Consider the following 12,997-nt stretch of genomic DNA (forward strand, 5'->3'; position numbering starts at 1 on the left):
ATCCAACCGCCCTCGGCTATCTTTCCCCCATATGAACGAAACCCGCAGCGCCCTCGTCGTCGACGACGAACGTGACATCCGCGAACTGCTGGTACTGACCCTGGGCCGCATGGGCCTGCGCATCAGCACCGCCGCCAACCTCGCCGAAGCCCGCGAGTTGCTCGCCAGCAACCCGTACGATCTGTGCATCACCGACATGCGCCTGCCCGACGGCAACGGCATCGAGCTGGTCACCGAGATCGCCCAGCACTACCCGCGCACGCCGGTGGCGATGATCACCGCGTTCGGCAGCATGGACCTGGCCGTGGAGGCGCTGAAAGCCGGCGCCTTCGACTTCGTCAGCAAGCCGGTGGACATCTCGGTGCTGCGCGGGCTGGTCAAGCACGCACTGGAGCTCAACAACACCGAGCGCGCCGCCCCTGCCGCGCCGCCTTCGGAACAGGCCGCCCGCCTGCTGGGGGATTCGCCGGCGATGAACGTGCTGCGCACCACCATCACCAAAGTCGCGCGCAGCCAGGCCCCGGTCTACATCCTGGGCGAATCGGGGGTGGGCAAGGAACTGGTGGCGCGCACCATCCACGCGCAGAGCGCGCGTTCGGCCGGCACCTTCGTCCCGGTCAACTGCGGCGCGATTCCGTCAGAGCTGATGGAAAGCGAGTTCTTCGGGCACAAGAAGGGCAGCTTCAGCGGTGCCCACGCCGACAAGCCCGGCCTGTTCCAGGCCGCCCATGGCGGCACCCTGTTCCTGGACGAAGTGGCCGAACTGCCGCTGCAGATGCAGGTCAAGCTGCTGCGCGCCATCCAGGAAAAGTCGATCCGCCCGGTCGGCGCCGCCACCGAAGTACCCGTGGACGTGCGCATCCTGTCGGCCACGCACAAGGACCTGGGTGAACTCGTCGAGGACGGCCGCTTCCGCCACGACCTGTATTACCGCATCAATGTGATCGAACTGCGCGTGCCGCCGCTGCGCGAGCGCCGCAGCGACCTGCCGCAACTGGCCGCCTCGATCCTGGCGCGGCTGGCCCGCACCCACGAGCGCCCCACCCCGCTGCTGGCACCGTCGGCCATCGACGCGCTGGCGCAGTACCACTTCCCGGGCAATGTGCGCGAGCTGGAAAACATCCTGGAACGCGCCCTGGCCCTGGCCGAATCGGACAGCATCGGCGCCAGTGACCTGCGCCTGCCCCAGCACGCCACGCCGCGCCACGGTGCCGGCCCGGCACCGATGCACGAAGAAGCCGTGGTCGACCTGCCCGCCGGCAACGGTGCCCTGCCCTCCTATATCGAGCAGATGGAGCGCACTGCCATCCAGAAGGCGCTGGAAGAGAACCGCTGGAACAAGACCCGCACCGCCGCGCAGCTGGGCATCACCTTCCGCGCGTTGCGCTACAAGCTGAAGAAGCTGGGCATGGATTGACCCCAACCCGGTAGAGCCACCCCATGGGTGGCTGCACGACGATCCGCACCCATGAAAAGGCCCGCATCCGCGGGCCTTTTCCGTCCAACCGCACCCGCCAATCAATCCTTGGTGACGCGGTTGATCTCGGCCAGGCTGGTGGTGCCCGCTGCGGCCTTGACCAGCGCCGACTGCCGCAGGTCGTTCACCCCGGCGCGCTGCGCGGCCTCGGCAATCTGGATGGCGTTGCCCCCGGCCAGCACGATCACCGAGATTTCCTCGCTCATCGGCATCACCTGGTAGATACCGGTACGGCCCTTGTAGCCCTCGGTGCACTCCTCGCACCCCACCGGCTCGAACAGGCGGATGCCTGCATCGATCTGCGCCTGGGTGAAGCCTTCGGCCAGCAACGCATGCGCCGGCAGCTCGATCGGCCGCTTGCAGTTGCTGCACAGCCGCCGGGCCAGGCGCTGGGCGATCACCAACGTCACCGAGCTGGTGATGTTGAACGGCGCGATGCCCATGTTCATCAGGCGCGCGATGGTCTGCGGCGCATCGTTGGTATGCAGCGTGGACAGCACCATGTGGCCGGTCTGCGCGGCCTTGATCGCGATCTCGGCGGTTTCCAGGTCGCGGATTTCGCCGACCATGATGATGTCCGGATCCTGGCGCAGGAACGAGCGCAACGCCGCGGCAAAGGTCATGCCGCGCTTGTTGTTCTGCTGCACCTGGTTCACGCCGGGCAAGCGGATTTCCACCGGGTCTTCGGCGGTGGAAATGTTGCGCGTTTCATCGTTGAGGATGCCCAGCGCGGTATACAGCGACACCGTCTTGCCCGAACCAGTCGGACCGGTCACCAGCACCATGCCGTAGGGCTTGTGGATGGCGTCCAGAAACAGCTGCTGCTGCGCCGGCTCGTAACCCAGCTTGTCGATACCCAGCTTGGCCGCGCTGCCATCCAGGATACGCAGCACGATCTTCTCGCCGAACAGCGTGGGCAGCGTGCTCACGCGGAAGTCGATCTGGCGGGTCTTGGACAGGTTGAGCTTGATGCGCCCATCCTGCGGCACGCGCTTTTCAGCGATATCCAGCTGCGACATCACCTTCAGGCGCGCGGCAATGCGCTGGTTGAGCTTGACCGGGGCCTTGGCCACGTTCTTGAGCAGACCATCGATGCGGAAACGCACCCGGTAATCGTCTTCGTACGGCTCAAAATGGATGTCCGAGGCGCCCTTGCGGATCGCATCGATCAGCACCTTGTTGACGAACTTCACCACCGGGGTGTCGTCGCCCTTGGCGTCCACGCCGGAGTCAGTGGAACCGCCCTCCTCGTCACCGGTCGACACGTCCAGGTCGCCCATGCCGTCGTCGTCGCCGCCCAGCGCCGAGCCCAGCGTGTCGTGCTTGGACTGCCACTGTTCCAACGTACGCTTGATCTGCTCCTCGTCGACCAGGATCGGCTCCACCACCAGGTTGGTGTGGAACTTGATCTCGTCCAGCGAATGGGTGGGGTCGCTGGTGCCCACGAACAGCTTGCCGCCGCGCTTGAACAGCGGCAGGACGCGGTGCTTGCGGAGGAGTTCCTCGCTGACGAGGGCGATGGCGTTCTGGGTGCCGTCGAACACCGAGACATCGAGCAAGGGCATGCCGAACTCGAGGGCGTTGGCCGCAGCTAGTTGGGCTGCGGTGACGAGCTTCTTCTCTGCGAACCATTGCGGGAGGGGCTGTTTGGCAGCACCAGCCTTGGCCATGGCGTCGCGTGCAGCGGCCTCGTCAAGCGCGCCATCCTGGACCAGGCGGCGGGCGATGCCGGTGATACCGACGAGATTGGCGGTGCTGGCAACAGTTGCGTTCATGCGATTCCCTCAGAGTCTTTTGAGCAACAAGCATCTAGATTGAACGGAAAGCCACTCAAGAAGAGCATGACAACCGATTCATCGCCGCCCCACCAATCCGCCAAGATCTGAAACAAAGACCATCAGGTACGACATTCTGCAGGGACATGCTGCCGCAGTCCGGCGGTGCGCTCACAGCGCCAAGCGACCAAGTCTCCGCCGATTATGACAGGACTGAAGGCCAACGTAACCGAGCCCGCAGCCTCGCTGGTGCTGACGATTACGACACCGTCTCCAGTGCAGTTCAATAACACGACATTCCGGGTCGGCGCTGCAATTCCGGTGACGCCTGTGCATGCCTCAGCGTCGAGGGCATTCCTGCTGTTTACATTTTCAGTCACGGCAGCTTTGGCGTACCCCGCCAAAGTGATTGCCTCAACCACCCGTGCCCGGATGGTGTAGTCCTGGTATGCCGGCAGCGCAATCGCGGCCAGAATTGCAATGATTGCGACGACGATCATCAATTCGATCAGTGTGAACCCTTTGACGCTCTTCATCATTCCTCCCCTGTGTGCATCTGGCACGCGCCTCCCCCAACACGAAATACGCACGAAATGTGCCAAAAAAAAGCCCCGCCTAGGCGGGGCTCTTTCGGCTTAATTCAACGTAACTATCAGTTACGGCATTCGGCCGGGTAGTACTTGGGATCGCTACCGCTGCCAACGCATTCCCAAGTGGTACCCACGGCGGAGTTGTCGCCGCCAGCGGTCGGGGTGTAGGTCAGAGTGGTGCCCTTGGTCTTCGTCGTGTCGCCGACCACAGCAATCACGCCCAGGCCGGTGCAGTTGATGCTGGCCATGTTGACGGTTGCCGCAGTTGCACCGGTGCCATCGCAGGCGCCGGTGGCCGGAATGGTGCCGCCGTTGTTGGCGATGTTCTCGGCAACGGTCGCCTTGAAGGAGCTAGCCATCACAGCCAGTTCCGACACGCGCGAACGGATGGTGTAGTCCTGGTAAGCCGGCAGTGCGATGGCGGCCAGGATGGCGATGATCGCGACAACGATCATCAGTTCGATAAGGGTAAAGCCCTGCTGCTTCTTCATGAGTACATCCCCAAGAGGTAGATAGTAAGTGGACACAGGGCCGAAGCCTGACCGGCTTGCCGGTTGAGCAAGGCCATCGCCCGTGCGGTTGGATCCAAGCAGGTTGCGTGCCAACTTCTCAGCAATGCTCCCCAGCATTCCCCGGCGCAATGATGGCAGCAATCTTCAGGATTGGAACCCCCCACACAGAAATCTGCGACCAATCCGTCAGTGTGACGTGTTGCGTCACCTTGTGACGGGCCAGGTCTTGGAGCATGGTCACGATTTCGCCCGAGCAGGGGATGCCACCCGCCCCCGGAACCGGCTACCATGCGCCGAGATAGCCCGCCTGGGGATGGTGTGGCTGGGGAGCCCTGTATGTCCGTTAGCCGTAGTGCAATCAAGAAAGAGCCCGTGGCGCGAAGCACCACGGAGCTGCAGCCGTTTGTCTGGGAGGGGACCGACAAGCGCGGCGTGAAGATGAAGGGCGAGCAGCCTGCCAAGAATGCGAACCTGCTTCGAGCAGAGCTGCGGCGCATGGGCATCATGCCGAGCGTGGTCAAGCCAAAGCCCAAACCTCTGTTCGGCGCAGCGGGTAGTGCCGTTGGCGCAAAGGACATCGCATTCTTCAGCCGCCAGATGGCGACCATGATGAAGTCTGGCGTACCGATCGTCAGCGCCTTGGACATCATCGGGAGCGGACACAAGAACCCGCGGATGAAGAAGCTGGTCGACACCATTCGTATTGACATCGAGGGCGGCTCGTCGCTGTATGAATCCATCAGTCGGCATCCAGTTCAGTTCGATGAGCTCTATCGCAACCTGGTCCGTGCCGGTGAAGGCGCAGGTGTGCTGGAAACGGTACTGGATACGGTAGCGACCTATAAAGAGAACATCGAAGGCCTGAAGGGCAAGATCAAGAAGGCACTCTTCTATCCAGCAATGGTGGTCGTAGTAGCTCTGCTGGTGAGTTCCATCTTGCTCATGTTCGTGGTCCCCCAGTTCGAGGAAGTGTTCAAGGGCTTTGGCGCTGACCTGCCGGCTTTCACGCAGATGATCGTCGCCGCATCCAGGTTCATGCTCTCCTACTGGTGGCTGATGGTAATCATCTCCGTGGGTTCGGTGGTTGGTTTCATCTATGCTTATAAGCGGTCACCTTCGATGCAGCACACCATGGATCGCTTGATCCTCAAGGTGCCGGTCATCGGGCAGATCATGAACAACAGCGCCATTGCCCGCTTTGCGCGGACTACCGCCGTGACGTTCAAAGCCGGCGTTCCGTTGGTTGAGGCCCTCGGCATCGTGGCCGGCGCCACCGGCAACAAGGTCTATGAGGAATCAGTCCTGCGTATGCGCGATGACGTGTCGGTCGGTTACCCGGTCAACATGGCCATGAAGCAAACCAACCTGTTCCCGCACATGGTGGTCCAGATGACCGCCATCGGCGAAGAAGCCGGCGCCCTGGATACCATGCTGTTCAAGGTGGCCGAGTACTATGAGCAGGAGGTCAACAATGCCGTTGACGCACTCAGCAGCCTGCTGGAACCGATGATCATGGTGTTCATTGGTACCATCGTCGGTGGCATGGTGATCGGCATGTACCTGCCCATCTTCAAACTCGGCGCCGTCGTCGGCTAAGGTAACAATGGCATTTCTCGACCAGCATCCCGGCCTCGGCTATCCCGCCGCGGCCGGACTGGGGCTGCTGATCGGCAGCTTCCTCAACGTAGTCATCCTGCGCCTGCCCAAGCGGCTGGAGTGGCAGTGGAAGCGCGACGCCCGCGAAGTGCTGGAAGAGCCGGACATCTACGAGCCGCCGCCGCCGGGGATCGTGGTGGAGCCGTCGCACTGCCCGCACTGCAAGCACAAGCTGTCCTGGTACGAGAACATCCCGCTGTTCAGCTGGCTGGCCCTGCGTGGCAAGTGCCGCCATTGCCACGCCCCCATCTCGATCCAGTACCCGCTGGTGGAACTGGTGACCGCGCTGCTGGTGCTGGCCAGCGTGTGGCAGTTCGGCTTCGGCTGGCAGGGCTTCGGCGCGATCGTGCTGAGCTGCTTCCTGGTGGCCCTGTCCGGGATCGACCTGCGCACCCAGCTGCTGCCGGACCAGCTGACCTTGCCCCTGATGTGGCTGGGCCTGATCGCGGCCAGCGACAATCTCTACATGCCCGCCAAGCCCGCCCTGCTGGGCGCCCTGGCCGGCTACCTGTCGCTGTGGTCGGTGTGGTGGCTGTTCAAGCAGATCACCGGCAAGGAAGGCATGGGCCACGGCGATTTCAAGCTGCTGGCCGCGCTGGGGGCCTGGTGTGGCTTGAAGGGCATCCTGCCGATCATCATGCTGTCCTCGATCGTCGGCGCCATCATTGGCTCGATCTGGATCTACTCGCGCGGCCGCGACCGTGCCACGCCCATCCCGTTCGGGCCGTACCTGGCCATCGCCGGCTGGATCGTCTTCATGTGGGGCGAGCAGATCATCAACGCCTACATGGGCTACGCCGGCCTGCGCTGAGGGCCGGCCGATGAGCAGCTACATCATCGGCCTGACCGGCGGCATCGCCGCCGGCAAGAGCGAGCTCAGCCGCCGCTTCGAGGCACTGGGCATCACCGTGGCCGACGCCGACCTGGCGGCCCGCGACGTGGTGGCGCCGGGCAGCGAAGGTCTCGCCCGGATCACCGCACACTTTGGACCACAGATTCTGCTGGCCGATGGCCAGCTGGATCGCGCGGCGCTGCGCGAGCGCATCTTCGCCTCCGCGCAGGAACGCCAGGCTCTGGAAGCCATTACCCATCCGGCGATCCGGCAGATGTTGCGTACGACCTGCGAGCAGGCCACCGGGCCCTATGCGATGGCCGCCATACCGCTCCTGACCGAGGCCGGCGGCCGCCAGCAGTATCCCTGGCTGGACCGGGTGCTGGTGGTGGACGTGCCAGTGGCGCTGCAGCACGCCCGCCTGCTGCAGCGCGACGGGATCACGGCGGAGCTGGCCGACCGGATGATTGCCGCCCAAGCCAGCCGCGAACAGCGCTTGGCGCTGGCCGATGACGTGGTGGTCAATGACGGCCAGCCGGAGCATCTGCAGGCGAAGGTGGAGCAGTTGGACCGTCTGTACCGCGAATTGGCCGCCAGCCCCCGGTAGAGCGACCCCATGGGTGGCTGCACGAGGCCCGCATGCGGTGAAGAGCAGACACCCATGGGGTGGCTCTACCCGGCGTGGGATGAGCGGGGGACGTCTTACAGCGCTGGGGCGAACGTCAGTGTGGCGATGACGCCGCGCTCGACACCCGGGCGCACACTCACCTGCCAGCCGTACAGGTCGCACAGGCGGCTGACGATCGACAGGCCGATGCCGCCGCCCTGCGAATGGCCGGCATGGGTGCCGCGGTACCCGCGCTGGAACAGTTTGGCGGCGTCTTCGGCGCTCAGGCCGGGGCCGCTGTCGATGACGTCCACGCGGTTGCCGCTCACCCGCACGCGCACCGACCCTTCCTGCGAGTACTTCACCGCGTTGCCGATCAGGTTGCCCAGCGCCACCGACAAGGCCGATTCGGGCGCATCGATGACCAGATCCCGGTCGCCCTCGAGCACCAGCTCCAGCGGCTTGCCGCCTAGCTGCGCACGGTGCGCGTCCAGCAGCTGCTCGGTCACGCGCGCGACATTGCTGTTGCCCTGACCGCGCTCGTTGCGCGACAGCAGCAGCAGCGAGCCGATCAGGTCGGTGCATTGCTGTTCGGCACGCTGGATGCGCTGCAGGCGCTGCACCACCTTGTCATCCAGCCCCGGGCGCGCCAGCAGCAGCTCGGTAGCGCCACGGATCACCGCCAGCGGCGTGCGTAGCTCGTGGCTGACGTCGGCGTTGAATTCGCGATCGCGCTGCACCACCTCGGTCAGCCGCGAAGAATAATCATCCAGGGCTTGGGCCAGCTGGCCCACTTCGTCATCGGGAAAGCGCGGGGCCAAGGGCTCCGGCTCACTGGTGCCGCCGCGATAAGCGCGCAGGCGTGCGGCCAGGTCGGACACCGGCTTCATCACTTTGGAGGCCGACCACCAGCCCAGTACCAGCGACAGCACGCTGAAGACCAAGACCGAGAGGAACAGTGCGCGGTTGAGCTGCGACTCGCCCTTCATGGTCTGGGTCATGTCATACGCAAGGAAAAACCAGGCGTCTGGGGTTTTGCGCACGGCGAGCTTGTAGGCGTAGCGCTCACCTTTTTCGTCCGCGCCGCTGATGCTGTGAATGCCGGTTGGCAGCGCAGCCCACTCCGGCCAGACTTCGCGTGCCTTCTCGAACTTGTCGCTGGAATAGGCGTACGCCCGGATCTGCTGGACCGGCAAGTCTGGGTTGCGCCCCGGATCTTCATAGAACCGCCGCGCATACTCGTTGATATTGCGGTTCATCACGTCCTCCACCAGCTGGTTCTCCACGCGTGCGCGGGTCCAATTGGTGGCAAACGCAAATAGCGCCGTCAGGCACAAGCCCAACAGCGCGAATGACACGATGATGCGACTGCGCAGCCGCCGCCGGTACGGTGCCCGGCGGCGCTCCCCCTTCGCCGTCACCGGATCAGGCTTCCGGGGCGGCGATGCGGTATCCGATGCCATGGCGGGTCTGGATCAACGGCACCTCGAAGGGCTTGTCCACCACCGCGCGCAGGCCGTGGATGTGCACGCGCAGGGAGTCCGAATCCGGCAGCTCTTCGCCCCACACGCGGGTTTCCAGCTCCTGCCGGGTGACCACGGCCGGAGCGGCTTCCATCAGCGCCTGCAGAATCTTCAGCGCGGTCGGGTTGAGCTGCAGCAGCTTGCCCTGGCGGCGCACTTCCAGCGTGTCCAGGTTGTATTCCAGGTCGCCGGTTTCCAGCACGCGGGTCTGCACGCCCTTGCCGCGACGCGACAGCGCGTTCAGACGCACTTCGACTTCCTGCAGCGCGAACGGCTTGATCAGGTAGTCGTCGGCGCCGGAATCGAACCCGGCCAGTTTGTTGTCCAGCGAATCCCGTGCGGTCAGCATGAGCACCGGGGTCTGCTTGCGTGCTTCATTGCGAAGCTTGCGGCAGACCTCGATACCGTCCATGCCCGGCAGATTGAGATCCAGCACGATCGCGTCGAACTCATGGACCACGGCCAGGTGCAGGCCGGTCACGCCATCGGCGGCGAAGTCCACGGTATGCCCGCGGTCTTCGAGGTAGTCGCCCAGATTGGCGGCGATGTCGCTGTTGTCTTCAATTACAAGAATTCGCACTGTGACCTCTAGTTGGAAGAACTGCCAACGCGCTGCGCTGTATTGAGCTGGCGCCGCGCATCTTCCTTCATGCGCTCACGCTGGGCGAGAGTCAAACACTGGGTGACCGCAAAATTGGACCCCGTTGCCTTCTCACGCCGGCATATTAAACGGCTATCTTCGCGCGCCTGTGTCAAAACGGTGTTCACAATCTGCTGGTCGTTGAACAGATCCGCCTTCGCGGCGGAGGGTATGGACGACTCGGCAGGGTAACGTTCCAGCGTGACACGCATGCGCCCCATCGCTTCGCGGACGCGGCTGCGATCATCCAGCTTGAGTTCGGAGAACGTCTTTCCATCGTTCAATTCAACATCGATGCGCTGCAGCTGTTCAGCCAGCGGTTTGCCTGTGACGAAGATCTCGTCTTTAGCGGCGTGGGCCACCCCAGAGGCAAATAACAGGAACGAAGCAACCGCGGCGAGCTTCATGCAATTCATTTCAACCAATCCTTAGTCAACCTGAACGGAATGCCGACTGTATCCCTGTCGGGTTTCCCTCAGCAAGTGAGTTTTGGCAGGCGCGGGCGCCTCGTGGAAAAAGGCCCAGACGGTAAACCGCCTGGGCCTGAAGTGTGTTCCCGATTACCGATCCTGCTGAGGAGGGCAGAGCTGCGGTTCGTCGAAGCCTACGCCCGGGTCGATTAAACCGGTGTTAAGCGCGCCAGGAGAATTCAAACATCACATCAAACCTTTGAAACAGAAGGCTTTTTCATCGACGCCACGTGGTCGATGATGCGCCCGGCCAGGTCTGCCTGGCAGATCGCCTCGATGCCTTCCAGCCCGGGCGTGGAATTCACCTCCAGCACCAGCGGGCCGCGGCTGGAGCGGATCAGGTCGACCCCGGCCACGCTGAGCCCCAGCGCCTTGGCCGAGCGCACCGCCACCTGCTGTTCGGCGCGGCTGGCCTTGGCCGCGCGGGCGCTGCCGCCGGCATGCAGGTTGGAGCGGAAATCGCCGTCCGGCGCCTGCCGCTGCATGGCGCCCACCACCTGGTCGCCGACCACCAGGCAGCGCAGGTCCGCGCCCTGGGCCTCGCCGATGAACTCCTGCATCAGGAAGTTGGCATACAGCCCGCGCAGCGCCTCGACGATGCCGCGCGATGCGCTGGCCTTTTCGGTCAGGATCACCCCCCTGCCCTGGGTGCCCTCGTTGAGCTTTACCACGTGCGGCGGCGGGCCGAGCATCGACAACAGGTCCACGGTGTCGTCGGGGTTGTCGCCGAATACCGTCACCGGCATGTCGATGCCCTTGGAGGCCAGGATCTGGTGCGCACGCAGCTTGTCCCGGGCCCGCAGGATGGCGTCGGAGGGGTTGGGCGTGCGCGCCCCCATCATCTCGAACTGGCGCAACACCGCGGTGCCATAGCGGGTGACCGAAGCCCCGATGCGCGGGATCACCGCATCCACCCCGGTGATCGGCCGGCCCTTGTAATGCATGGTGAAGCCGTCGGCGGCGATCCGCATGTAGCAGCGCAGCGGATCGAGCACCCGCACCGTGTGGCCGCGGGTGCGCGCGGCTTCGACCAGGCGGCGCGTGGAGTACAGCTTGCTGTTGCGGGACAGGATGGCGAGTTTCATCGCGGTGCGGACGGGCGGGAAAGCGCGCAGCATAGCGCGGGGCTACCGTATCCAGATGACGGCCTGCGCCTGCACCGGCATGCGCACCGGATGCACGCCCCGTCAGCGCCCGGGCAACGCCAGCCGCGCGCGTTGGCCGCTGCCGCCCACCGACACGGCGGTCTGCCGCCACTCCACCACCAGTTCCAGCGGAACGTCCGCCAGCGGCTCCCGATGCCAGCCATCGGCGTCCGCCCATTCGCTGTAGGCCTGCAGTTCCAGTCGGCCGTCGTCGCCCGCAGCGAGCACCTCCAGCGAGGCACTGCGACGCTGCTTCCCCTCCCCTGCAAACACATGGCGACCCACCGCCTGCCAGCGGCCATGCCAGTACACCAGCCACACCCCCTCCACGGGACGATGGATGGCATCCAGGCCGGCGCCGGCCACCAAGATGCAATGGCCGCCGGGACTGGCAATGACCGTCTCCAGATCGCAGACGTGGCGCCCGCTGTCGACGCCGTCCAGGGCCAGCGCGTATGGCCGCGTATGAGTGAACAGGTCAGGGTGTGCGGTCAGCCGCAGGTCGTCTGGCAACAGCAGGCGTGCACTGAGCTCGCGACCGTCGGGCAGGCGGTGGCAAAGCTGCGCCTGCATCGGGCGGGCCAATGCGGGATCATCAGGCGCCAGCCAAAGGCCGTGGTACCCACGCAGCGCGGTGACCACATGCGGCTGGCGCGACACCCACGCTGCTGCCGCCACGTCCCCGTCAGCCTGGCGGTGCTCGCCGAGCGTCTGCCAGAAGACGTGGGGAACGGCGTTGAAGTGAAGCAGGACCTTGCGCTGTTCGTCATACCCAAGCACCCGATCGCTGCGGTCAACATAGCCCGACGCGAGGCGCAGCGACGTTCCCGCCAGGTCGGTCCACGTGCCGCGTTGCGCCGTGCCGCCATCGCAGGCGATGTCGTCCACGATCGCACCGTCGCGCAGCATCTGCGTGCAGTACGCCGGACCGCCCATACCCAGCTCTGCCCAGCCCAGCGTCACATCGCCGGTGGGGGGCTGGCGGGCGAAGGGCGACAACGGCGCCGACTGCAATTTCGCGCCACCTACCGGCAGCACGTCGCCGACCAGGTCGAAGCGCCCCAGCAGGCTTTGTACTGCAACGGCGGCGGCCAGTGTCGCAATCACGCCCAGTGGCGACCACCAGGCGATGCACACCACCAGCAGCACCAGACTGGGCAGCCAGCGGGTGTAGCGCCGGAGTGCGGTACGGTCGGCGGGCCCCGGCGAGGACGACACAGCGGCGTTATTCCTGCGGGACATGCGGCACATCCGTCCGCACCGTTGGGGTGCAGACACTGTCGAACTGTGCGGTGGCCAGCCAATCGAGGTTGGATCCTGCCGGAATGCGCGCTACCGGCCCGTCGATCGTGCTGCGCTCCCAGCCTTCCCCGCGTCGCCGTGCGGCATAACGCAGGTCCCACTGCCCCTCCTCCAACCGGTACATCGCGACGGTGCCCCGGGTGCAGTCGGCCTCGATACGGTACGTTTTGTAGCCCGGCACCCGCCCTTCCACGCGACGCGTGCCATCGGGCAAGGTGGTGCGCGTCGACACCGTCGCCTGTACGCCGGGCTCCGCCGCAAACTGCTCCGACGGCGGCAGCACCGCCCACGCGGGCGCGACCATTGCGGTGAACGTGGGCACCAGCAGATACCGCAGTCGAGACGCTGTGCGGTAGACACTGCGACGGATCATGAACGTTCCTTTTTCAGATCGGGCAAGCGGATAGTATGACGGCGGCGCCGTGCCACCCCCATGTCGTCCTCCGCCACCCGCCGATGCACGGTGAA

General features: G+C 64.8%; 13 protein-coding genes. 4 read left to right on the forward strand and 9 right to left on the reverse strand.

Features of this window, described 5'->3' with window-relative positions:
• Nucleotides 1-31: 31 nt before the first annotated feature.
• A complete protein-coding gene (locus AC1DCJ_RS10925; RefSeq protein WP_137190157.1) occupies nucleotides 32-1,417 on the forward strand; it encodes a sigma-54-dependent transcriptional regulator in 1,386 nt (461 codons plus the stop codon).
• Between the two features lie 101 nt (nucleotides 1,418-1,518).
• Here the strand turns inward: AC1DCJ_RS10925 and pilB are convergent, their stop codons facing one another.
• From pilB to AC1DCJ_RS10940, 3 genes are all read right to left on the reverse strand, one after another.
• The gene (pilB, locus tag AC1DCJ_RS10930) at nucleotides 1,519-3,252 is read right to left on the reverse strand and encodes a type IV-A pilus assembly ATPase PilB (RefSeq protein ID WP_478070935.1); all 1,734 of its coding nucleotides are present in this window, start codon (nucleotides 3,250-3,252) and stop codon (nucleotides 1,519-1,521) included.
• Between the two features lie 122 nt (nucleotides 3,253-3,374).
• Complete coding sequence (locus AC1DCJ_RS10935) at nucleotides 3,375-3,788, reverse strand: pilin (RefSeq protein ID WP_478070936.1); 414 nt, start codon at nucleotides 3,786-3,788, stop codon at nucleotides 3,375-3,377.
• 116 nt (nucleotides 3,789-3,904) lie between these two features.
• Entirely contained in the window at nucleotides 3,905-4,333 is a 429-nt protein-coding gene (locus AC1DCJ_RS10940) for a pilin (protein ID WP_478070937.1), read from the reverse strand.
• Between the two features lie 357 nt (nucleotides 4,334-4,690).
• Here AC1DCJ_RS10940 and AC1DCJ_RS10945 point away from each other — a divergent pair, with 357 nt between their 5' ends.
• From AC1DCJ_RS10945 to coaE, 3 genes are read left to right on the forward strand one after another with little or no spacing between them, the layout of a single operon-like run.
• Nucleotides 4,691-5,950: a type II secretion system F family protein gene (locus tag AC1DCJ_RS10945; protein ID WP_478070938.1), complete on the forward strand. Its 1,260-nt coding sequence runs from the start codon at nucleotides 4,691-4,693 to the stop codon at nucleotides 5,948-5,950.
• Nucleotides 5,951-5,957: 7 nt separating this feature from the next.
• Nucleotides 5,958-6,821 carry a prepilin peptidase gene (locus AC1DCJ_RS10950; RefSeq protein ID WP_447595357.1) on the forward strand — a complete coding sequence of 288 codons (864 nt, stop codon included), beginning with the start codon at nucleotides 5,958-5,960 and terminating at the stop codon, nucleotides 6,819-6,821.
• Between the two features lie 10 nt (nucleotides 6,822-6,831).
• Entirely contained in the window at nucleotides 6,832-7,449 is a 618-nt protein-coding gene (coaE, locus tag AC1DCJ_RS10955) for a dephospho-CoA kinase (protein WP_478070939.1), read from the forward strand.
• Between the two features lie 95 nt (nucleotides 7,450-7,544).
• On the opposite strand, the gene AC1DCJ_RS10960 is transcribed toward coaE, so the two are convergent.
• The 6 genes from AC1DCJ_RS10960 to AC1DCJ_RS10985 all read right to left on the reverse strand — a co-directional run bounded on the left by AC1DCJ_RS10960 (nucleotide 7,545) and on the right by AC1DCJ_RS10985 (nucleotide 12,902).
• The gene (locus AC1DCJ_RS10960; RefSeq protein ID WP_137190165.1) at nucleotides 7,545-8,912 is read right to left on the reverse strand and encodes a sensor histidine kinase; all 1,368 of its coding nucleotides are present in this window, start codon (nucleotides 8,910-8,912) and stop codon (nucleotides 7,545-7,547) included.
• Entirely contained in the window at nucleotides 8,875-9,552 is a 678-nt protein-coding gene (locus tag AC1DCJ_RS10965; protein ID WP_017356179.1) for a response regulator transcription factor, read from the reverse strand. The genes AC1DCJ_RS10960 and AC1DCJ_RS10965 overlap by 38 nt, the downstream gene beginning before the upstream one ends.
• 8 nt (nucleotides 9,553-9,560) lie before the next feature.
• Entirely contained in the window at nucleotides 9,561-10,028 is a 468-nt protein-coding gene (locus AC1DCJ_RS10970; protein ID WP_314402460.1) for a hypothetical protein, read from the reverse strand.
• Between the two features lie 245 nt (nucleotides 10,029-10,273).
• Complete coding sequence (gene rimK / locus AC1DCJ_RS10975; protein WP_478070940.1) at nucleotides 10,274-11,167, reverse strand: 30S ribosomal protein S6--L-glutamate ligase; 894 nt, start codon at nucleotides 11,165-11,167, stop codon at nucleotides 10,274-10,276.
• A 102-nt stretch (nucleotides 11,168-11,269) separates the two neighbouring features.
• Nucleotides 11,270-12,469, reverse strand: coding sequence for a hypothetical protein (locus tag AC1DCJ_RS10980; protein WP_478070941.1), 1,200 nt, complete (start codon nucleotides 12,467-12,469; stop codon nucleotides 11,270-11,272).
• A complete protein-coding gene (locus AC1DCJ_RS10985) occupies nucleotides 12,453-12,902 on the reverse strand; it encodes a hypothetical protein (protein ID WP_478070942.1) in 450 nt (149 codons plus the stop codon). Before AC1DCJ_RS10985 ends, AC1DCJ_RS10980 begins: the two co-directional genes overlap by 17 nt.
• Between the last annotated feature and the right edge of the window lie 95 nt (nucleotides 12,903-12,997).

The sequence above is a fragment of the Stenotrophomonas sp. 10N36 genome (assembly GCF_056395005.1).

What these genes read in the sequence shown, in the direction of transcription:
- AC1DCJ_RS10925 (WP_137190157.1), top strand. Translation starts at nt 32, where the DNA reads ATGAACGAAACCCGCAGCGCCCTCGTCGTCGACGACGAACGTGACATC.
- pilB (WP_478070935.1), bottom strand. Translation starts at nt 3,252, where the DNA reads ATGAACGCAACTGTTGCCAGCACCGCCAATCTCGTCGGTATCACCGGC.
- AC1DCJ_RS10935 (WP_478070936.1), bottom strand. Translation starts at nt 3,788, where the DNA reads ATGAAGAGCGTCAAAGGGTTCACACTGATCGAATTGATGATCGTCGTC.
- AC1DCJ_RS10940 (WP_478070937.1), bottom strand. Translation starts at nt 4,333, where the DNA reads ATGAAGAAGCAGCAGGGCTTTACCCTTATCGAACTGATGATCGTTGTC.
- AC1DCJ_RS10945 (WP_478070938.1), top strand. Translation starts at nt 4,691, where the DNA reads ATGTCCGTTAGCCGTAGTGCAATCAAGAAAGAGCCCGTGGCGCGAAGC.
- AC1DCJ_RS10950 (WP_447595357.1), top strand. Translation starts at nt 5,958, where the DNA reads ATGGCATTTCTCGACCAGCATCCCGGCCTCGGCTATCCCGCCGCGGCC.
- coaE (WP_478070939.1), top strand. Translation starts at nt 6,832, where the DNA reads ATGAGCAGCTACATCATCGGCCTGACCGGCGGCATCGCCGCCGGCAAG.
- AC1DCJ_RS10960 (WP_137190165.1), bottom strand. Translation starts at nt 8,912, where the DNA reads ATGGCATCGGATACCGCATCGCCGCCCCGGAAGCCTGATCCGGTGACG.
- AC1DCJ_RS10970 (WP_314402460.1), bottom strand. Translation starts at nt 10,028, where the DNA reads ATGAATTGCATGAAGCTCGCCGCGGTTGCTTCGTTCCTGTTATTTGCC.
- rimK (WP_478070940.1), bottom strand. Translation starts at nt 11,167, where the DNA reads ATGAAACTCGCCATCCTGTCCCGCAACAGCAAGCTGTACTCCACGCGC.
- AC1DCJ_RS10980 (WP_478070941.1), bottom strand. Translation starts at nt 12,469, where the DNA reads ATGTCCCGCAGGAATAACGCCGCTGTGTCGTCCTCGCCGGGGCCCGCC.
- AC1DCJ_RS10985 (WP_478070942.1), bottom strand. Translation starts at nt 12,902, where the DNA reads ATGATCCGTCGCAGTGTCTACCGCACAGCGTCTCGACTGCGGTATCTG.